Origin of the sequence: Cellulomonas sp. JH27-2 (assembly GCF_014837175.1) — a bacterium.
Classification (GTDB): domain Bacteria; phylum Actinomycetota; class Actinomycetes; order Actinomycetales; family Cellulomonadaceae; genus Cellulomonas.
In genome coordinates this window covers 609,606-628,421 of the sequence record NZ_JACYFR010000003.1, presented here as the reverse complement: position 1 = coordinate 628,421, position 18,816 = coordinate 609,606, and the positions used below count along the sequence as shown (strand labels likewise).

The 18,816-nt window shown below is 73.8% G+C and carries 17 protein-coding genes; 8 read left to right on the top strand and 9 right to left on the bottom strand.

Annotated elements, in window-relative coordinates; translation table 11 throughout:
• Window positions 1-7 precede the first annotated feature (7 nt).
• From IC607_RS17890 to IC607_RS11905, 4 genes are read left to right on the top strand one after another with little or no spacing between them, the layout of a single operon-like run.
• Entirely contained in the window at window positions 8-3,349 is a 3,342-nt protein-coding gene (locus tag IC607_RS17890) for an FtsX-like permease family protein (protein WP_191787572.1), read from the top strand.
• On the top strand, window positions 3,346-6,126 hold the full coding sequence (locus tag IC607_RS11915; protein ID WP_191787571.1) for an FtsX-like permease family protein: 2,781 nt from the start codon (window positions 3,346-3,348) through the stop codon (window positions 6,124-6,126). The genes IC607_RS17890 and IC607_RS11915 overlap by 4 nt, the downstream gene beginning before the upstream one ends.
• A gap of 13 nt (window positions 6,127-6,139) precedes the next feature.
• On the top strand, window positions 6,140-7,093 hold the full coding sequence (locus IC607_RS11910) for an ABC transporter ATP-binding protein (protein ID WP_191787570.1): 954 nt from the start codon (window positions 6,140-6,142) through the stop codon (window positions 7,091-7,093).
• The gene (locus tag IC607_RS11905; RefSeq protein ID WP_191787569.1) at window positions 7,090-7,803 is read left to right on the top strand and encodes an ABC transporter ATP-binding protein; all 714 of its coding nucleotides are present in this window, start codon (window positions 7,090-7,092) and stop codon (window positions 7,801-7,803) included. The genes IC607_RS11910 and IC607_RS11905 overlap by 4 nt, the downstream gene beginning before the upstream one ends.
• 60 nt (window positions 7,804-7,863) lie before the next feature.
• On the opposite strand, the gene IC607_RS11900 is transcribed toward IC607_RS11905, so the two are convergent.
• The 3 genes from IC607_RS11900 to IC607_RS11890 all read right to left on the bottom strand — a co-directional run bounded on the left by IC607_RS11900 (window position 7,864) and on the right by IC607_RS11890 (window position 10,670).
• Window positions 7,864-8,151 carry a TM2 domain-containing protein gene (locus IC607_RS11900; protein ID WP_191787568.1) on the bottom strand — a complete coding sequence of 96 codons (288 nt, stop codon included), beginning with the start codon at window positions 8,149-8,151 and terminating at the stop codon, window positions 7,864-7,866.
• A 109-nt stretch (window positions 8,152-8,260) separates the two neighbouring features.
• Entirely contained in the window at window positions 8,261-9,622 is a 1,362-nt protein-coding gene (locus tag IC607_RS11895; RefSeq protein WP_191787567.1) for a PhoH family protein, read from the bottom strand.
• Window positions 9,623-9,908: 286 nt separating this feature from the next.
• Window positions 9,909-10,670, bottom strand: a complete 762-nt coding sequence (locus tag IC607_RS11890; RefSeq protein ID WP_191787566.1) for an isoprenyl transferase — start codon at window positions 10,668-10,670, stop codon at window positions 9,909-9,911.
• Window positions 10,671-10,817: 147 nt separating this feature from the next.
• Here IC607_RS11890 and IC607_RS11885 point away from each other — a divergent pair, with 147 nt between their 5' ends.
• Window positions 10,818-11,555: a hemolysin III family protein gene (locus IC607_RS11885; protein WP_191787565.1), complete on the top strand. Its 738-nt coding sequence runs from the start codon at window positions 10,818-10,820 to the stop codon at window positions 11,553-11,555.
• A 22-nt stretch (window positions 11,556-11,577) separates the two neighbouring features.
• On the opposite strand, the gene IC607_RS11880 is transcribed toward IC607_RS11885, so the two are convergent.
• From IC607_RS11880 to mca, 3 genes are read right to left on the bottom strand one after another with little or no spacing between them, the layout of a single operon-like run.
• Entirely contained in the window at window positions 11,578-12,399 is an 822-nt protein-coding gene (locus IC607_RS11880; RefSeq protein WP_191787564.1) for a carbon-nitrogen hydrolase family protein, read from the bottom strand.
• Window positions 12,396-12,638 carry a hypothetical protein gene (locus tag IC607_RS11875; protein WP_191787563.1) on the bottom strand — a complete coding sequence of 81 codons (243 nt, stop codon included), beginning with the start codon at window positions 12,636-12,638 and terminating at the stop codon, window positions 12,396-12,398. The genes IC607_RS11880 and IC607_RS11875 overlap by 4 nt, the downstream gene beginning before the upstream one ends.
• Window positions 12,638-13,492: a mycothiol conjugate amidase Mca gene (mca, locus tag IC607_RS11870; RefSeq protein WP_191787785.1), complete on the bottom strand. Its 855-nt coding sequence runs from the start codon at window positions 13,490-13,492 to the stop codon at window positions 12,638-12,640. Before mca ends, IC607_RS11875 begins: the two co-directional genes overlap by 1 nt.
• 137 nt (window positions 13,493-13,629) lie before the next feature.
• Here mca and IC607_RS11865 point away from each other — a divergent pair, with 137 nt between their 5' ends.
• Together IC607_RS11865 and greA are read left to right on the top strand one after the other, a co-directional pair.
• Window positions 13,630-14,031 (top strand): DUF4307 domain-containing protein, encoded by a 402-nt coding sequence (locus IC607_RS11865; protein ID WP_191787562.1) that lies wholly within the window; start codon window positions 13,630-13,632, stop codon window positions 14,029-14,031.
• Window positions 14,032-14,279: 248 nt separating this feature from the next.
• The gene (gene greA, locus IC607_RS11860; RefSeq protein ID WP_370526166.1) at window positions 14,280-14,765 is read left to right on the top strand and encodes a transcription elongation factor GreA; all 486 of its coding nucleotides are present in this window, start codon (window positions 14,280-14,282) and stop codon (window positions 14,763-14,765) included.
• A gap of 57 nt (window positions 14,766-14,822) precedes the next feature.
• On the opposite strand, the gene ilvA is transcribed toward greA, so the two are convergent.
• Both ilvA and IC607_RS11850 read right to left on the bottom strand, forming a co-directional pair.
• Window positions 14,823-16,025 (bottom strand): threonine ammonia-lyase, encoded by a 1,203-nt coding sequence (ilvA, locus tag IC607_RS11855; protein WP_191787561.1) that lies wholly within the window; start codon window positions 16,023-16,025, stop codon window positions 14,823-14,825.
• Window positions 16,022-17,407 (bottom strand): AI-2E family transporter, encoded by a 1,386-nt coding sequence (locus IC607_RS11850; RefSeq protein WP_370526165.1) that lies wholly within the window; start codon window positions 17,405-17,407, stop codon window positions 16,022-16,024. The genes ilvA and IC607_RS11850 overlap by 4 nt, the downstream gene beginning before the upstream one ends.
• Before the next feature lie 104 nt (window positions 17,408-17,511).
• On the opposite strand from IC607_RS11850, the gene msrA reads away from it, so the two are divergent.
• Entirely contained in the window at window positions 17,512-18,171 is a 660-nt protein-coding gene (gene msrA, locus IC607_RS11845; RefSeq protein ID WP_191787560.1) for a peptide-methionine (S)-S-oxide reductase MsrA, read from the top strand.
• 273 nt (window positions 18,172-18,444) lie between these two features.
• Here the strand turns inward: msrA and IC607_RS11840 are convergent, their stop codons facing one another.
• Entirely contained in the window at window positions 18,445-18,810 is a 366-nt protein-coding gene (locus IC607_RS11840; protein ID WP_191787559.1) for a SelT/SelW/SelH family protein, read from the bottom strand.
• Window positions 18,811-18,816: the final 6 nt, after the last annotated feature.

Below are 18,816 nucleotides of genomic sequence, written 5' to 3'. Positions count from 1 at the left end.
CGACCCGGTGGACCGGGCTCTGGACGACGACGTCAGGGAGGTGCACGTGGGCGCGACCGCTCGCCTGCTGCTGCACCGCGCCCGCGCGCAGCACACCGTGCTGACGGCCGTCGTCGCGGTCGCCGTCGTCGGCGCGACCCTGCTCGGCACGTTCGCCCTGCTGCTCTCGGCCAGCCAGCACCACCTGCTGGCCACCGCCCTGGACCGGACACCGGCCTCGGGACGTGAGATCGACGCGACCATCACGCGCTCCCTGACCCCGACGCAGGGCGCCGTCCCCCACGCGACCGCCTTCGTCGACGACCTCCTCGGAGACGTCCCGGCGGCGCGCGAGACCTGGCTGGCCTCGACCATGTTCGCGGTGCCCGGCACCGGCGACCCCGTCGACCCGTACGTCTACCTCGCCAGCAACCCCGAGGTCGCGCGCTCCAGCACGCTCGTCAGCGGGGCGATGCCGGCGGGCGGCGCCGACGCGGACGGCCGCGTGCCCGTGGCGGTCCCGCAGCAGGTCGCGGATGCGTACGGCTGGACGGTCGGCACCGAGGTCCCGGTCTCCGCGACGGCCTCGCGCAACGACCTGCGCCTGGTCGTGACCGGCACGTTCAGGCTGACGGGCGCACCCGCGGTGTGGACGCGCGACGAGCTCGGCGGCACGGTCCACGATCCGGCCTACCCCGTCCTCGGGTCGGCCGGGATGCTGAGCACACAGGCCTGGGGCCCGCTGATCGTCGGCGAGCCCACCCTTCTCACCGACGGCACGGTGGACCTCGGCACGGCCCACCTCGTCGCGCACCCCGCCCTCGGTGAGGTCCCTGCCGCCACGCTCGACCACCTGCGCGACCAGTTGGGCGACGTCCAGCAACGGCTGGCCGCCGCGGTCGCGAGCGACGGTGTGAGCTCGCTCGTGTACACCGAGCTGCCCCGGACGATCGACACGGCCGTGGCCAGCCTGCAGGTCACCAGCGTGACGCTCGTCGTCGTCGCGCTCCTGCTCGTGACCCTCGCCGTCACCGTGCTCATGCTGGCCGCCCGCATGCTCGCCGACCGTCGCGCTGCGGAGCAGGAGCTCATGGCCTCGCGCGGTGCGTCCCGGGCGCAGATCCTGCGCCTGGCTGCCCTCGAGGCGCTCGCCGTGGCCGTCGTCGCCGCGCTCCTGTCCCCCGTGCTCGCCGTCCTGACCTATCGCGCCATCGCCTTGGTCCCCGCGCTGAGCCGCGGTGGCCTCGACGCCGACCCCGGTCGCCCCGCCGTCCTGTGGGTCACGTGCGCGCTGGCATCGCTCCTGCTCGCCGCCGTCCTCGTCGCGCCGCTCCTGCGCCGCGCGGACGCCACGCAGACCCGGACCCGAGCCGACCGGCGGGGCGGCGCCGCCCGCTCGGGCGCGGACATCGCGCTCGTCGCCCTGGCGCTCGTCGGCCTGTGGCAGCTGCGCTCCTACCGCTCGCCCGTCGGCTCGGGTGGCGGCCTGCTCGGCCGGACCGATCCCGTGCTGGCCCTCGCCCCCGCGCTGATCCTGCTGGCCGGCGCCGTGCTCGCGCTGCGGCTCATGCCGCTGGTCGCGCACGTCGGGGAGCGCCTGGCGGCGCGCAGCCGCTCGTGGGTGGGCCCGCTGGCCGTCTGGGAGCTGGGCCGACGGCCCGCCCGGGCGACCGCCGCGGTGCTGCTCCTCACGCTCGCCGTGGGGGTCGGCGCGTTCTCGTCGTCGTTCCTCACCACCTGGCGCACGTCCCAGCAGGCCCAGGCCGACCTCGCCGTGGGCGCCGACGTGCGCGTCACGCCGGCGACGCCGACGCCGCTGGTCGCCGCCGCGCAGGTGGCCGCGACCGACGGCATCGACGCGGCCGCACCCGTGACGAGCCGCGGCGCCACCCTCGCCGTCCCGTCCACGGTCGAGGGCGCATCCGCGCGGGGTGGGGTGCCGACCACGCTGCTCGGCGTCCCGACTGACCGCGCCGACCAGATCCTGCGCGGCGAGGTCGAGGGCGGCTGGAGCGCGCAGACCGCGCCGCTGCGACCGCAGCAGGCCGCGACCGGCGTCGCCCTGCCGGGCAGCCCGCGGTACCTCGTCGCAGGTCTGCGCGCCAGCGTCACACCCGCCGTCTCCGGCACGCTGCTCGGCTCTCTCGTGCTGCAGGACACGACCGGTGCGCGCACGTCCGTCGCGCTGCCGGCGGTCACGCTGGGCGGCACGCGTCAGGAGGTCGTCGTGCCGCTGCCGGCGGCCACCAGCGGGCTGCAGCTCGTCGGCGTCGTCGCGCACGCGACCACCGAGGACGACGACGCCGTGCAGGACGGGTCGGTCGTGATCGGCCTGCGCGTCACCGATCTGCGCGTCGCCGACGGTCCGGTGCCGAGCACCGACGACGACGCGACGCCGGCGGTCGACGACCTGACCGGCGTGCGGGACGTGGACCTGTCGACGGCGACCTGGAACGGGACCGCGTCGGGTGCCGACGTCGACGCCGAGGCCGACGAGCTGCACGTGTCGAACCAACCGCCCGGCGGATTCCGCACGTCCGGCCGCGCGACCGACCTCACCGTCGTCACCTTCCCGACCGGCAAGGGTGCGAGCACGCTGCCGGCGCTCGTGACGCCCGACGTCCTGTCCACCCTCGACACCGAGGTGGGACGCTCGCTCGTCCTCGCCGTCGACGACACCGAGGTGCGCACGACGATCGTCGACACCGTGCCCTACCTGCCCGGGAGCCCGCACGCGCGCGGGATCATGCTCGACGAGGACCTGCTGAGTCGTAGCCTGGTCGCGGCGGGTTCCTCCGGCTCCACCGTCGACGAGTGGTGGCTGTCGGTGCCGGACGCGCGGGCCGCCTCCGTCGCGGCCGAGCTGGACCGCGACGGCCGGGCGACGTCCCAGGTGCGGATCACCGAGCGCCAGGTCGCGACGGACGGACCGCTGCACGTGGGCGTCCAGGCGGCGCTGTGGATCGTCGTCGTCGCCGCGCTGACGCTCGCGGTCAGCGGCCTGGGGATGAGCGCGGCCGTGACGGTCCGCGCGCGCCGGCTCGAGTTCGCCCGCCTCCAGGCGCTCGGTGCCCCGCGGCGCGGGCTCGTGCGCTCCGTGCTGGTCGAGCACGTGGTCCTCGGCACGGTCGGCGTGGCCGTCGGGCTCGGCCTCGGCGCGCTGCTCGCGCACCTCGTCGCCCCGCTGATCACCACGTCCGCGTCCGGGACCGCGCCGGTCCCCGGCGTGGTCGTCAGCTGGTCGTGGGCCGGGCAGCTCGCGCTGCTCGCCGCGCTCGTCGCCCTCGTCGGCCTCGTCGTCGCGCTCACCACGGACACCCTGCTCAAGCGGGCCTCCGGCCAGCTCCTGCGACTGGGGGACGAACGATGACCGCCGTCACGCCCGGGATGCTGCGATCCACGGTCGCCGGGTCGTGGCTCGTCGTCCGCCGCCGCAGCCGCGCGGACGCGGGGCTGCTCGTGATGTCGGCCGTCGTGCTGGCGGTCACCGTCGCGCTCGCGCTGATCGTGCCGCGCGTCGTCGCCGCCGCGGCAGACGACGCCGTGCGGGGCGCCGTCGCGCAGGCAGGGACCTCCGCCGACCTCGTCGTGCGGCTCGGGTCGAGCCGACCGGCGGGCTTCGGCGCGACCGTCCGCGACCCGAACGTGGCCGCCGAGCTGCGCACGTCGGAGAGCGACCTGCACGACGCGCTGCCGGAGCCGTTGCGCACGATGATGGGGCCGGGGACCATCAGCGTGAGCAGCCCGGTGGTCCGCGGCCGGATCGGCGACGACACGCTCACCGCGCGCCTCGCCTACGTCGGCACCGCCGACCCGGCGGACCAGGACGCGCTCGTCACGTGGGTGGACGGCAAGGCACCGGCGGAGGCTCGGGGCGACACTGACGACGCTGGCGACGACACGGCCCAGGACCGGTACGAGGTCCAGGTGGGTCTCGAGGCCGACGCCGCGGAGCAGGTCGGTCTCCGGGTTGGCGACCACGGCAAGCTGGCCATCGCCACGTCGGGCCCGACGGACTTCGTCGTGACCGGCCTCTACACCGTCCCGGACCCTAGGGCGGCCGTCTGGACCGGCCAGGACGACCTGCTCGCGGCCTCGACGACGACGACGGACGGCACGCGAACCCGGCACGTCGGCCTGCTCCTGACGCCGCAGTCGCTGCCCGACGCACAGCTCGCGGTGCAGCCCAAGGCGTTCGCGCCGCAGCTGCGGTACGTCCCCGACCCCGCGCTCGTCGACTCGTCCACCGCCGGCGCCGTGGCCGCAGCGATCGACCAGCTCCAGGCCGACCCGACCGGACTCGCCCGCGCCGCCGGAGCCAGCGCCACGCCGACCACCGCCCTGGGCTCGACGCTCGACGCCGAGGGCGGACGGCTCACCGCCGCGCGCGCCCTCCAGTCCGTGCTCGTCGTCGGGCTGTGCGGCGTCGGCGCCCTCGTCCTCGTCCTCGCAGCCCGGCTGCTCGTCGCGCGGCGCGAGCCGTTCCTGCTGCTCGAGCGGGCCCGCGGCGCGTCCCTCGCCTCGATCGTCACGCGGGCCCTGCTCGAGGCGGCGCCGCTGGCGCTCGTCGCCGGCGCGGTCGGTGCGGGTGCGGCCGCGCTGGTCGTCCGACCGCGCGACGGCGCGGGTGGCGGGGCCGTCGCCGGCGCGCTCGTCCTCGTCGCGGCCCTGACCCCCGCCGTCGTCGCCGCGCTGCAGACGCGCACGGCGTTCGCCGGCCGTCGCTCACCCGCCAACCGCGCCGATCGGGTCCGCCTCGCCAAGCGGCGTCGCGCACGCCGCACGGTCGCCGAGCTCGCGCTCGTCGCGCTCGCCGTGGCCGCGCTCGTCTCGGTGCGCCGCCGCGGCCTGACGCAGACGACGACGGGCGGGGTCGACCTCCTGCTCGCGGCGACGCCCCTGCTCGTCGCGGCGGCCGCCACGCTCGTCGTGGCCCGCCTCCTGCCGCCCGCGCTGCGTGCCGCGAGCCGCGCGGCCCGCCGCCGTCGTGGCCTCGTCCCGGTCGTCGCGACCGCACGCGCGAGTGCCGCGACCGGCACCGCCGTCCCTCTCCTCACGCTCACGGTCGCCGTCGGGCTCGTCGTCTTCTGCGGGACGACCGTCCTGACCGTCGGTGCCGGCCAGCTGGCCGCGGCCGACGAGCGCGTCGCGGCGGACGTGCGCCTCGAGGGCGCCCTCACCGAGCAGGACGTCACGGACCTGCGCGCGCAGGACGGCGTGACGACGGTCGCGGGCATCGCGGTGCTGGGCGGACGGGCGATCGGGACCGGGACGAACGCCGACGTGCTGCTCGTGGACGCCGCCGACCTCGCGACCATCGAGGAGGCCCACGGGCTCGACGCGACCGGCCTGCGCTCCCTGCCCGCCGAGGCCGCGGGCGCTCCGCCGGCGCTCGCCAGCTCGTCGTTGTCGTCGGCCGTCGGGCTCGTCCAGCCGTCGGTCCTCACGAACAGCGGCCGGGTCGATCTTCGCGTGGTCGGCACCGCCGCCGACGACCCACACGTCACGGTCACGAGCACGGTGCCGGTCGCGGGCCGGCTCCTCGTCGACCGCGCCACCTTCGACGCCGCCCAGGGCGGGCAGACGGACCCGACCACGATCCTCGTCGACGGCCCTCGAGCCGCGGCGGGCGCGCAGGCGCTCGGGCTGGACACGCGGACGGGCGTCACCGTGACCGCGCGCGACACGTGGCTCACCACCTGGCAGGACTCGCCGCTGAACCGCAACCTGACCGTCCTGCTGCTCGCCACCGCGGGTGCCTTGGCGGCGTACGCCGCCCTCGCGCTCGTGCTGCTGGTCGCCGCGACCGCGCGTGAGCGGGGCCGGTCCCTGTCCGCGCTGCGCACGCTGGGGCTCGACGGTCGCACCGGCTCGGCACTGACGTTCGCGGAGCTGGCCCCGGTGGCGGTCGCGGCGATGGTGGGCGGCACGGTGATCGGCATCCTGGTCACGTGGCTGACCACGGGGGCGCTCGGTCTGCAGCTCGCCGCCGGCGGTTACGGGCCGCCCGCGCTGCAGGTGGGGTGGTGGCCCGTGGCGGCGGCCGCGGCGGTGCTCGTCGTCGCGCTCGTGGTAAGCGTGGCGGTGGAGCGCGTGGTGCGGCGGCGCGACCGGCTCGGTGAGGTGCTGCGGGTGGGCGAACGATGAGGGAGGACACGCGATGACGGCGACGCTCGGCGCTCTGGAGGAGCGCGCACGGCGGCGGCACGACGACTTCGGCCAGGACGCGCTGATCGTGTGCGACTCGCTGGTCCGGATCTACCAGTCCGACGGCATCGAGGTGCAGGCCCTGCAGGGGCTGGACCTGCTGATCGAGCCCGGTGAGCTCGTCGCGATCGTCGGCGCGTCCGGATCCGGCAAGTCGACGCTGCTCTCGGTCCTGTCCGGCCTCGACGTCCCGACCGCCGGGCGCGTGCGGGTGGGCGCGTGGGACCTCATGACCATGACGACGCGGCAACGGGTCGAGTACCGACGCTCGATGGTCGGGTTCGTCTGGCAGCAGACGGCCCGCAACCTGGTCCCCTACCTGACGGCGGCCGAGAACGTCGCGTTCCCGCTGCAGCTCGCGGGCGTCAAGGCGAAGGAGCGGGCTCGCCGGGCGGCCGACCTGCTGGAGATGTTCGAGATCGGGTACTGCGCCGACCGCCGTCCCGGCGAGATGTCCGGCGGTGAGCAGCAGCGCGTCGCCATCGCGGTGGGACTCGTCAACGACCCGCAGGTGCTGTTCGCCGACGAGCCGACGGGCGAGCTCGACACCGCCACGTCGCACGTCGTGCTCGAGAGCCTGCGCACCGCCAACCGCGAGCTGGGGACCACCATCGTCGTCGTCACGCACGACGCGGGTGTCTCCGAGCACGTGCAGCGCACCGTCGCCATCCGCGACGGTCGCACGTCGTCGGAGGTCGTCCGCCGCACGCACACCCGCGAGGACGGCACGGAGCACGTGGTGGCCGAGGAGCTCGCGGTGCTGGACCGCGCCGGGCGCGTGCAGCTGCCCAAGGAGTTCCGCGAGGCGCTGAACCTCGTGGGCCGCGTGCGCCTGGCGCTCGAGGAGTCGCAGGTGTCCGTCCGCTCGGCCTCGGGTGCTGCGCGCGACCGGGAGGAGCAGTCATGACCGAGCAGGCACCGGCCGCCGCGGCGACCGCGACGCGGCCCGCGGTCGTCGTCGACCGCGTCTCGCGCGTCTATGGCCACGGCAGCGCGGCGGTCCACGCGCTGCAGGACGTCTCGTTCGAGATCGCGCCGGGTGAGCTGGTCGCGCTCGTGGGGCGGTCCGGGTCGGGCAAGACGACGCTGCTCAACTGCATCGGCGGCCTGGACCGGCCCGACGAGGGACGCGTGGTGATCGACGGCCGCGAGGTGTCCTCGCTCGACGAGGCCGGCCTGGTCGAGCTGCGGCGCGACGTCGTGTCGTTCGTCTTCCAGACGTTCGGCCTGGTGCCGGTGCTGTCCGCCGCGGAGAACGTCGGCGTCCCCCTGCGTCTTCGTCGCACGCCCACACCCCAGCGCGAGGCGCGCGTGGCCCTGCTGCTGGAGCTGGTCGGGCTGTCCGGGCACGCGCAGCAGCGGCCCGGCGAGATGTCCGGCGGCCAGCAGCAGCGTGTGGCCATCGCCCGCGCGCTCGCGACGTCGCCGCGGCTGCTCATCGCCGACGAGCCGACCGGCCAGCTCGACACCGAGACCGGCACCGCCGTGATGGCGCTGCTGCGCGCGGTCGTCGAAGCCGAGGGCATGACCGCGCTCGTGTCGACCCACGACCCGCTCATGATGGCGCTGGCGGACCGCGTCGTGCGGCTCGCCGACGGGCGGCTCGTCGACGCCTGACGGGTCCTGATGCGACGAAGGGGTGACCGCCGCGGCGGTCACCCCTTCGTCAGCGCGGGATCAGGTCCACTGCTTGAGGACCCGACCCTCCTTGTCCTTGAACGCACCGACGAGCAGCACGATGAAGTCGATCAGCGTCCAGATGCCCAGACCGCCGAGCGTCAGGATCATCAGCACACCGGTGCCGACCTTGCCGACGTAGAACCGGTGGATGCCCAGGCCGCCCAGGAAGAAGCAGAGCAGCACGGCGGGCAGGAGCAGCTTGGGGCTGACCTCGCCCGCCGCTCCGTAGGGGCCGTCGCTGACGGGCGGGTAGGTGCCGGACGGGATCGGGTCGGGCGATGTCATGAGGCCTCCTGCGGGATGGGGCGGCTGGCCGCCCGGACGTCGGTGCGCGCCGAGAGTAGCGCCACGCGCCGGGCCGCGTCACCAGCCGTCCGGGCGATGACCAGGGCACTCATGCGTCCAGGCCTTCCAGCAGCTCCGTGACGAGCGCCGCGACGGGCGAGCGCTCCGACCGCGTGAGGGTCACGTGCCCGAACAGCGGGTGGCCCTTGAGCGCCTCGATCACCGCGGCGATGCCGTCGTGCCGGCCCACGCGCAGGTTGTCGCGCTGCGCGACGTCGTGCGTGAGGACCACGCGCGAGCTCTGACCGATGCGGGACAGCACGGTCAGCAAGACGTTGCGCTCGAGCGACTGCGCCTCGTCGACGATCACGTACGCGTCGTGCAGCGAGCGGCCGCGGATGTGGGTGAGCGGGAGAACCTCGAGGATGTCCCGGTCCATGATCTCCTCGACGACCTCCTTGCTGACCAGCGCGCCGAGCGTGTCGAAGACCGCCTGGGCCCAGGGGTTCATCTTCTCGGCCTCGCTGCCGGGCAGGTAGCCGAGGTCCTGACCGCCCACCGCGTACAGCGGCCGGAACACCATGACCTTGCGGTGCTGACGCCGCTCGAGCACGGCCTCGAGTCCCGCACACAGCGCGAGCGCCGACTTGCCGGTGCCGGCACGGCCTCCGAGCGAGACGATCCCGATCTCCTCGTCGAGCAGCATGTCGATGGCGATGCGCTGCTCCGCGCTGCGTCCGTGCAGGCCGAAGACGTCCTGGTCGCCGCGCACCAGCTGCACGTGCTTGTCGGCCGTCACGCGCCCCAGCGCGCTGCCGCGGGGGCTGTGCAGGACGAGGCCCGTGTGGCAGGGCAGGTCCTGCGGCGTCGTCGTCCCGAAGCCGGCGCCGGTGGCGACGTCCGCGAGCGCGACCGACTCGTTCTCCCACAGGTCCGCCATCTGCTGCTCGGACAGGTCGAGCGCGTCCATCCCGGTCCAGCCGGAGTCGACCGCCAGCTCGGCGCGGTACTCCTCGGCCCGCAGGCCCACCGCGGACGCCTTGACGCGCATCGGCAGGTCCTTGGAGACCACCGTGACGTCGTGCCCCTCCGCGGCCAGGTTCGCGGCGACCGCGAGGATGCGCGTGTCGTTGTCGCCCAGCCGGAACCCGGCCGGCAGGACGGACGGGTCGGTGTGGTTGAGCTCGACGCGCAGGGAACCGCCCTCGTCCGTGATCGGGATGGGGGTGTCCAGGCCGCCGTGCTGGATCCGCAGGTCGTCGAGCATGCGCAGCGCGGACCGGGCGAAGTAGCCCAGCTCCGCGTGGTGCCGCTTGGCCTCGAGCTCCGTGATGACGACGACGGGCAGGACCACGTCGTGCTCGGCGAACCTGGCGATCGCCTTCGGGTCGGACAGCAGGACCGAGGTATCGAGCACGTGCGTCCGGCGACCCTCTACGACCTCGACGTGCTGCGTTGCGCTGCTGACCACGGCGTGCTCCCTCCGGCGCTACGTGCGCCGCAGAAGGCGCCTGTCACCGGCGACCTGCCGCAGCAGGTCCATGTGCCGGTGATCGGCGACGGGGTGGGGGCGACCGGGCCCGGTGGAGCAGGGCCGGGGTCGACCCTCCTCCCGGAGCGGATGCTCCATGGGCTGGCCTCCCGGGGACGGCGGGGTGTCGTCCTCTGTTCCGGAAACTAACCCCGCCGGAGTCGCCATGAGGTGTAAATCACACGCGTGTCGTCAGATGTCACGCAGTGTTCACACGAGCGCGCGCTCAACGGCCCAAGCGGCGCTCGCGCGCGGCGTAGGCACGCACGGCGCGCAGGAAGTCGACGCGCCGGAAGTCGGGCCAGTACGCCTCGCAGAAGTAGAACTCCGAGTGCGCGCTCTGCCACAGCAGGAACCCGCCCAGGCGCTGCTCGCCCGAGGTGCGGATGACGAGGTCCGGGTCGGGCTGACCCTTCGTGTACAGGTGCTCGGCGACGTGCTCGACGTCGAACGCCTCGGCCAGCTCCTCGAGCGACGCGCCGGCCTGGGCGCCCGCCCGCAGGTAGGAGCGCACCGCGTCGGCGATCTCGCGCCGGCCCCCGTAGCCGACGGCGACGTTGACGTGCAGGCCCTGGACGCCGACGGTTGCCGCCTGGGCGGCCAGGAGCGCCTCGCGCGTGTGGTCCGGGAGCAGCTCGAGCGAGCCGACGGGCTGCACGCGCCATCGGCCCGACGCGGCGAGGTCGCTGACGGCGTCCTCGATGATCGTCAGCAGTGGTTCCAGCTCGTCGGGCGACCGCTCGAGGTTGTCGGTCGAGAGCATCCAGAGCGTCACGACCTCGACGCCGACGTCCTCGCTCCAGTCCAGCAGGTCCGCGATCTTGTCCGCGCCCCGCCGGTGCCCGTGGGCGGTGGACTCGCCGATGCTGCGGGCCCAGCGGCGGTTGCCGTCGAGGATGACGCCGATGTGGCGGGGGGCCTTGTCCCGCGGGACCGACGCCGCGAGCCGTCGTTCATACAGCCCGTAGAGCGGGTGGGGCAGGCGCACGCTCGCTCCTTCGATCGGGTGGGGTGCCGCGCGGGGGTGCGACGCGATCACGTTACTAGCGTGCGGGGGTCGCGTGGTTCGACACCACTACCTACGGTGCCGTAACCTACGGGGTCGTAGGTTGACGCCGACGTGAGAGGCTGCCGCATGAGCACGACCGCTGTGCCCCACGGGACGCCGGACGGAACACCCGAGGGCACCCCCGACGGCACAGACGCCTCCGGGACCCCCCTCGAGAAGGTCGCCGAGACGATCAAGCCGCACCTGCGCGGGTGGATCCACGCCGGGGTCGCGCCGCTGGTCCTGGTCGCGTCGATCGTGCTCGTCGTGCTGTCCCCGACGGCGGCCGCGAAGTGGTCCACCGCCGTGTTCGGGCTGTCCGCGGTCATGCTCTTCGGGACCTCCGCGATCTACCACCGCGGCCGCTGGTCCCCGCGCACGGCGGCCGTCCTGCGCCGACTGGACCACACCAACATCTTCCTCATCATCGCGGGCACGTACACGCCGCTCGCGGTGCTGCTGCTGCCGAAGCGGACCGCGGAGATCCTGCTGGTCATCGTGTGGGGCGGCGCTCTTGTCGGGCTGCTGGCGCGGGTGTTCTGGCTCGGTGCGCCGCGCTGGGTGTACGTCCCCGTGTACGTCGCGCTGGGCTGGGTCGCGGTCGCGTTCCTGCCGCAGTTCTACCGCTCCGGCGGCCCCGCGATCATGTGGCTCGTCATCGCCGGCGGGCTCGCCTACACGCTCGGCGCCGTCGTCTACGGCCTCAAGCGCCCCAACCCGAGCCCGCGCTGGTTCGGCTTCCACGAGGTCTTCCACGCGCTGACGGTCGTCGGCTTCACGTGCCACTACGTGGCGGTCTCGATCGCGTCCTACTCGGCGGCGTAGCCCGTCGGGCGCGCTCGAGGTCTCAGCGCGGGATCACGCGGTAGCGGCGGTTCGCCAGGGACGGGTTCTGCTCGCGGACCTCGCCCAGCTGGGCGCCGTCGATGTCGACCGTGCGGACCGCTGGCTCGTCGTCGAGCTCCAGGCCGACGAGGCCGTCAGGCCCGACCACGAGCGAGCGACCGGTGACCCTCTTGCCCGCCATCCCGACGGCCACGACGGCGGACGTGTTCTCGATGGCCCGGGCGACGGCGAGCGTGCGCCAGTGCATCGCCTTGAGCTCGCCGTCGGCCCACGCGGCCGGCACGACGAGCACCTGCGCACCCGCGTCCACGAGCCGCCGTGCCGACTCCGGGAAGCGCAGGTCGTAGCAGGTCAGCACGCCGAACCGCAGGCCGCCGACGTCGAGCACGAGCGGCGGAGCGTCGACCGGGCCGGGCTCGAGCCGGACGGACTCGCTCGCCCCGAACGCGTCGTACAGGTGCACCTTGCGATAGACGCCGGCGAGCTCGCCGGAGCCGTCGACCGCGACGACGGCGTTCGACGCGCGCCCGTCGGACCCCGGGATCACCAGGCCCGCGATCGCCGCCACCCCCGACGCGGCGGCCAGCTCCCGCAGCCGCCCGACGAAGGGGCCCTGCAGCGACTCGGCGTGCTCGATGCCCACGCCGTCGGGCGCGAAGGCCGCCGTGTACTCCGGGAAGACGACCAGGTCCGCGCGCACGCGCTGGGCCGTCGCGAACGCGTCCGCGACCATCTCCCGGTTGGCGCCCGGGTCCGACGAACCCTGGATCTGCGCGACCGTGACCCGGACGGCCGGCCGTTGCGGCGGCTCCGGACGCGTCATGACGAGGCGGGACGCTCGTCGTCGGGGGTGTGGTCGGCCGTGCCCTCGTCGTCCAGCCCCAGCTGCTTGGCGCGCCGGTCCACCCGGCGCAGCTGCTTGGTCAGCGACAGGAACAGCAGCACCGCGGCCACGGCCAGCAGGAACGTGAAAACGAAGCCCAGGAAGCCGGGCGACCCGCCGGTCGACTGCGTGACCGTGATGTCGCTCGGGTACGGCGACGGGGTGACGGCGAAGAACATCAGACGGTCTCCCGGATGCCCGCGAACAGATCGTCCTCGGGCAGGTTGGTCGGCACCCGCGACTCCGCGAGCTCGTACTCCTCGGTGGACCAGCGGGCCACCTCGACCTCCCGCGGGACGGCGAAGAAGAAGCCGTCCGGGTCGATCTGCGTGGCGTGCGCGCGCAGGGCCGCGTCGCGCTGGTCGAAGTACTCCGCGCACTCGATGCGCGTCGTGACGTCACGCTGCGGGATCTCGCGGGCCTCGCGCGACTCGATCCACTCGCCGAACGGCGACTCGCGACCGGCCTCGAGCAGCGCCTCGTGGACCGCCCGCATGCGCGGGAGCGAGAAGCCGGCGTTGTAGTACAGCTTGAGCGGCGTCCACGGTTCGCCTCGGTCCGGGTAGCGCTCCGGGTCGCCGGCCGCGGCCCACGCCTCGACGGACACGCGGTGGCACATGATGTGGTCCGGGTGCGGGTAGCCGCCCGACGGGTCGTACGTGGTGACGACGTGGGGGCGGAACCGCCGGATCAGCTCGACCAGGGGCGCCGCGGCCTCCTCCAGCGGGACCAGCGCGAAGCAGCCCTCCGGCAGCGGCGGCAGCGGATCGCCTTCCGGCAGCCCGGAGTCGACGAACCCCAGCCACTCCTGCTGGATGCCCAGCACCTGCGCCGCGGCCGCCATCTCGACGCGACGCAACGCGTGCATCTCGTCCAGGCCGCCCTCGAACTCGCCGTACGCCGGGTTCAGCACGGAGCCGCGCTCACCGCCCGTGCAGCTCACGACGAGCACGTCGACGCCTTCGGCCGCGTACCTCGCCGTCGTGGCGGCACCCTTGCTCGACTCGTCGTCCGGATGTGCGTGCACCGCCATGAGGCGCAGGCGCTCACCGCTCACAACTGGCTCCCGTCGGTCCGCTGCCGCGCACGGCGCGCAGGTTGGTGGTGGGGACGAGAGACAATGATCGCGCACGCGGACCATGCCCGTGCACCACACCACGGAGGACCCACGTGTCGCAGACCCCCGTCCGGCCGCCCGCCGGGCGCTACGGGCCCGAGCGTTCGCACGCCCGGACCTGGACGTTCGTCGGCATCGGCGCGCTGGTCGCGCTCGTCGTCGCCGCCGTCTGGTGGGTCGGAGGCGGTGCGCTCGAGGACCCCGTGCAGTGGAAGGACGTCGGCTTCCACGTGAGCGACGCCTCGTCGACCGATGTGACGTTCGACGTGACGAAGGCGAAGGACGCGACGGCGTCCTGCCGCGTGCGGGCCCTGTCGCAGTCCTACGCCGAGGTCGGGGTCAAGACCGTGGAGGTCGGCCCGTCGGACGCCGACACGCAGCGTGTCACCGTGACGATCCCCACCGCCGAGCTGGCCGTGAGCGGCACCGTCCAGGACTGCAAGATCGTCGACTGACCTCGCTCGACCAGGGCGATCTCCGCCCCCGTTGCTATCCTGGTTGTTTCGCACGCCGCCGCCAGGTGACCAGCACGTCGCAGCCGCACGTCGCAGGCACGCCCGGCATCCACGGTCGAAGCGACCGGCAGGCACGGCGTGACCCAGCACATGGCGGGACCGCGCACGGCCCGAAGGGCGCCCAGAGCGTGCGCGTGAGACCACCCGACCGGCTCCCCCAGCCGGTCCACCGCATGGAAGGAGCGATCGTGACCGACACGACTGCAGCCACCTGGCTGACGCAAGAGGCCTACGACCGACTCGTCGCCGAGCTCGACCACGCCAAGGGCGAGGGCCGCACAGAGATCACCGACCGCATCGCCGCCGCCCGCGAGGAGGGCGACCTCAAGGAGAACGGCGGCTACCACGCCGCCCGCGAGGAGCAGGCCAAGCACGAGGCGCGCATCCGCGAGCTCGAGGCCAAGCTGCGCAACGTCCAGATCGGGACCCCCGCCGACGACGGCGTCGTGGAGCCCGGCATGGAGGTGACGGCCGTCGTCGCCGGTGACGAGATGGTGTTCCTGCTCGGCTCCCGCGAGATCGCCGGCACCTCCGACATCGACGTCTTCTCCCCCACCTCACCGCTGGGCGCGGCCATCAACGGCAAGTCCGTGGGTGACACGACCTCCTACGAGGCCCCCAACGGCAACCAGATCCCCGTGGAGATCGTCGCCGCGAAGCCCTTCGCCGGCTGACCGCTCCCGCGCCCGACGGCGCCCGGCCCCACGCGGGCCGGGCGCCGTCGTCGTCGGTCAGTCCGTGAGGCGGTAGCCCGCGGTGCGCAGGTGGTGCAGGACGGCGGCGCAGTGGTCGGGGCCCTTCGTCTCCACCTGGACCTCGATCGCCACCTCGTCGACCGCCAGCTCCACCTGCGTGCGCACGTGGGAGACGTGCATGACGTTGCAACCGGTGCTCGCCAGGTCGCGCAGCAGGTCCGCGAGAGCGAACGGGCGGTCGTCGATGCGCAGGTGCAGCCACAGGAACCGCCCGGCCGACGCGAGCCCGTGGCGGACCACGCGCAGCAGCACCTGCGGGTCGATGTTCCCGCCGGACAGGATCGCGACGACGGGTCCCTCGAGCTCGCCGGGCGCGGCCATGAGCGCCGCGACGGCAGCGGCACCCGACGGCTCGACGAGCAGCTTGGCCCGCTCCGCGACGAGCAGCACGGCCCGTGAGAGGTCCTCCTCGGCGACGGTCCGGACCTCGACGCCGGCGTCGTGCAGGATCTGGAACGGCGCCACGCCTGGTGTGCCGACGGCGATCCCGTCCGCCATGGTCCGCATCTCCGCCGCGGGCACGGGCTCCCCGGCGGCCAGGGAGACCGGGTAGGCCGCCGCCCCCGAGGCCTGCACACCCACCACGCGCACGTCCGGGCGCAGCTCGCGGACGGCCGCGACGACGCCCGCGGCGAGGCCACCGCCGCCGATGGGCACCACGATCGTGGCCACGTCGGGCACCTGCTCGAGGATCTCGAGCGCGATGGTGCCCTGACCGGCGATCACGTCGTCGTGGTCGAACGGGTGGATCAGGACGGCGCCGGTCTGCTCGGCGTAGGCGCGGGCGTGCACGAGCGCCTCGTCGACGCTGTGCCCGACGAGCTCTACGCGCGCGCCGTACTCGCGTGTCGCGGCGAGCTTGGGCAGCGCGACCTCGACAGGCATGAACACCATGGCCTCGATGCCCAGGAGCCGTGCGGCGAGCGCGACCCCCTGCGCGTGGTTGCCCGCGCTGGCGGCGACCACGCCCCGCGCCTTCTCCTCGTCGGACAGCCGGGACATGCGCACGTACGCGCCGCGGATCTTGAACGAGCCCGCGCGCTGCAGGTTCTCGCACTTGAGCAGCACCGGGGTGCCCGCGATCTCCGTGAGCGCCCGGCTCGTCTCCACCGGGGTGCGCTCGACGATCCCGTCGAGCAGCTCGGCAGCGGCACGGACGTCGGCGAGAGTGGTCGTCACGCCTTGCCGCTCCCTTGCTCGTCGGTGCCTGCATCGCCCTGGACCGGCGAGACCTGGGCGGCGTCCGTGCCGACCGCCGGGTCGGCGCCGAGCTCGCGGTCGGACGCCTCGCGCTCGGACGACCGCTCCGCGACCTGGGCGATCGCACGGTCGAGCACCGGGTGTCCTCGACCGCGCACCGCGACGTGGTCGTCCATGCCGAGCTGTGGGAACTTGTCGTGGCCGTGCAGGTACAGCACCACGGTGTTGATGACGGCGACGATCGGGACGGCGAACAGCGCGCCCAGGATGCCGGCGACGAGCGAGCCGGCGGCCACCGACAGCAGCACGGCGACGGGGTGCAGCGAGACAGCGTGGCCCATGAGGAACGGCTGCAGGACGTGACCCTCGATCTGCTGCACCGCCAGCACGACCAGCAGCATGATCAGCGCGGTACCGGGGCCGTGCGCCACGAGCGCGACCAGGACGGCGACGGTGCCGGTCAGGACCGCGCCGACAACAGGGATGAACGAGCCGAGGAAGACCAGGATGGAGAGCGGCAGCGCCAGCGGCACCCGAAGGATGGCGGCCCCTACCCCGATGCCGATGGCGTCGACGGCTGCGACGAGGATCTGCGTGCGCGTGTACGCACCCAGCGTCACGAGCCCGCGCCGGCCGGCCTGGTGCACGAGCTCACGCGAGCCGCGCGGGAGAAGGCCCACGACCCACGACCAGATGGTGCGACCGTCGAGCAGGAAGAAGAACGTGCAGAAGACCGCGATGAGCGCGCCGGCGGCGACGTGCCCGATCGTCACGGTCGCGGCGAGCGCACCCGAGACGACCCCCGAGCCCCCCGCCGAGCTCGCCAGGTCCTGGATCTTGCTCGTCCATTCCTTGATGTCGGCGTCTGACAGGTGCAACGGGCCGTCGCCCAGCCACTGACTGATCTTGTCGATGCCCTCACGCGCTTGATCCCACAGGTCGCTGATGCCCTGGACGACGGAGGCGCCCGCAAGGCTCAGCAGACCGATGACGAGCACGATGAGGCCGATCACGGAGATGGCGCACGCGAGCGTCCGGGACAGGTGCACGCGATGCTGCAAGAAGTTCACGACCGGCGTGAGCAGCACCGTGACCAGGAGCGCCACGGCGACGGGGACCACGACGACCTTGAGGACGGCGATCAGCCAGAGCCCGACCGCCAGCGCTGCGCCGATGACGAGGAATCGCCACGACCAGGCCGCAGCACGCTGCACCGAGGGCGCCACCGAGCGGGACGCGTCGAAGCCCGCAGCGGCGCCCGTCGGGGCCGTCGGGCTCGTGCCGTCGGCGTCGGGAACACCCTCCCGGGCGACGGTCGAGGTCGGGTCGGTCACGGGACGGTCCGGCACCTGAGCGCTCACCTGCTCAGGGTAGGTGCTGGACGCCCGGAGCACCGGGGAACATCGGCGCCGCGCGCGCCGTTGTGCTCGCCGGGCCCAACCGCCCGAGAAAGGACACGAGAGGCATGAGCTGGCTGTTCGGATCCGCACTGCGCTCCACGATGGTGGCCCCCGACCGGGCCCTGCCGGGACGCGACGACTACCCCTACACGGTGCCCACGACGCACACCGTGCTGGGGACCCCCCTGGCGGGCCCGTGGCCCGACGGCACGGCCGTGATGTATCTGGCGCTCGGCTGCTTCTGGGGTGCCGAGAAGGAGATGTGGCAGACCCCGGGCGTCGTGGCGACGGCCGCCGGGTACCAAGGCGGCTACACGCCGTTCCCGACGTACGAGGAGGTGTGCACCGGGCAGACCGGGCACACCGAGACCGTGCTGGTGGCCTACGACCCGACCGTCCTGTCCCACGAGGCCCTGCTGACGAAGTTCTTCGAGCTGCACGACCCGACGCAGGGTTTCCGGCAGGGCAACGACGTCGGCACGCAGTACCGCTCGGCGGTCTTCACGACGACCGACGAGCAGGCCGAGGTGGCCCGCCGGCTGCGCGACGCGTACCAGCCGCGCCTGACGGAGGCGGGGTTCGGTGAGATCACCACCGAGCTGCGCCCGGCCGACGAGGCGGGCCGCTTCTACTACGCCGAGGGCTACCACCAGCAGTACCTGGAGAAGAACCCGAACGGCTACTGCCCCGTCCACTCGACGGGCGTCGCCTGCCGCGTCGGCTGACGCGGTGGTTCGTCGGCGGCGCCCCGCGCCGGACGACGAACGAGCGGGCGAGCGGCGGACGTACCCCCACGTCCAACCGCTCGCCCGCCCACGCCGCCCGACCGGCACCCCCGAGCAGGTCGGACGGCCTCCGGGATGCGTCCCAGGCGCCGTCCGGCGCATGAACCGCTTCGACGCGCCGTGACGCGCGTGCTGACCGGTTCGTCCACAAAGTACCGACCCTCACCCGTTCGGGCGATCGTGTGTCCACGGCGCGTCGGACCGCAGTCCAGTTCAGCTGCCGGCCGGCTCCTGCGCGTGGCGCCCGTTCCCGTTGCGCGCCTCGCTCGCGACGAGCGTCGCGGCCCCGTCGTCGGACGTGTGCGCGATGTCGCTGTGCCCCAACGGCTTGTCCGGCGCGACCAGGTCCCGCACGGCCCGCTTGAGCACCGTGATCTCCGGGAACCCGCCGTCGACGCCACGGTCCCAGATCACCCGGTCCCCCACCTCCACCGTGAAGACCCCACCCGTCGCGGGGCGCAGCGCGACCTCGCGCAGCTCACGGTGGAACGTCGTCAACAGCTCCTGCGCGTACCAGGCGGCTCTCAGCAGCCATCGGCACTGCGTGCAGTACGTGATCGTCACGCGGTCGTCCCCCATGGGACC

Bases quoted from the DNA above. Each gene is read 5' to 3' on its own strand.
- IC607_RS11915 (WP_191787571.1), top strand. From the start codon at position 3,346: ATGACCGCCGTCACGCCCGGGATGCTGCGATCCACGGTCGCCGGGTCG.
- IC607_RS11910 (WP_191787570.1), top strand. From the start codon at position 6,140: ATGACGGCGACGCTCGGCGCTCTGGAGGAGCGCGCACGGCGGCGGCAC.
- IC607_RS11905 (WP_191787569.1), top strand. From the start codon at position 7,090: ATGACCGAGCAGGCACCGGCCGCCGCGGCGACCGCGACGCGGCCCGCG.
- IC607_RS11900 (WP_191787568.1), bottom strand. From the start codon at position 8,151: ATGACATCGCCCGACCCGATCCCGTCCGGCACCTACCCGCCCGTCAGC.
- IC607_RS11885 (WP_191787565.1), top strand. From the start codon at position 10,818: ATGAGCACGACCGCTGTGCCCCACGGGACGCCGGACGGAACACCCGAG.
- IC607_RS11880 (WP_191787564.1), bottom strand. From the start codon at position 12,399: ATGACGCGTCCGGAGCCGCCGCAACGGCCGGCCGTCCGGGTCACGGTC.
- IC607_RS11875 (WP_191787563.1), bottom strand. From the start codon at position 12,638: ATGTTCTTCGCCGTCACCCCGTCGCCGTACCCGAGCGACATCACGGTC.
- mca (WP_191787785.1), bottom strand. From the start codon at position 13,492: ATGGCGGTGCACGCACATCCGGACGACGAGTCGAGCAAGGGTGCCGCC.
- msrA (WP_191787560.1), top strand. From the start codon at position 17,512: ATGAGCTGGCTGTTCGGATCCGCACTGCGCTCCACGATGGTGGCCCCC.
- IC607_RS11840 (WP_191787559.1), bottom strand. From the start codon at position 18,810: ATGGGGGACGACCGCGTGACGATCACGTACTGCACGCAGTGCCGATGG.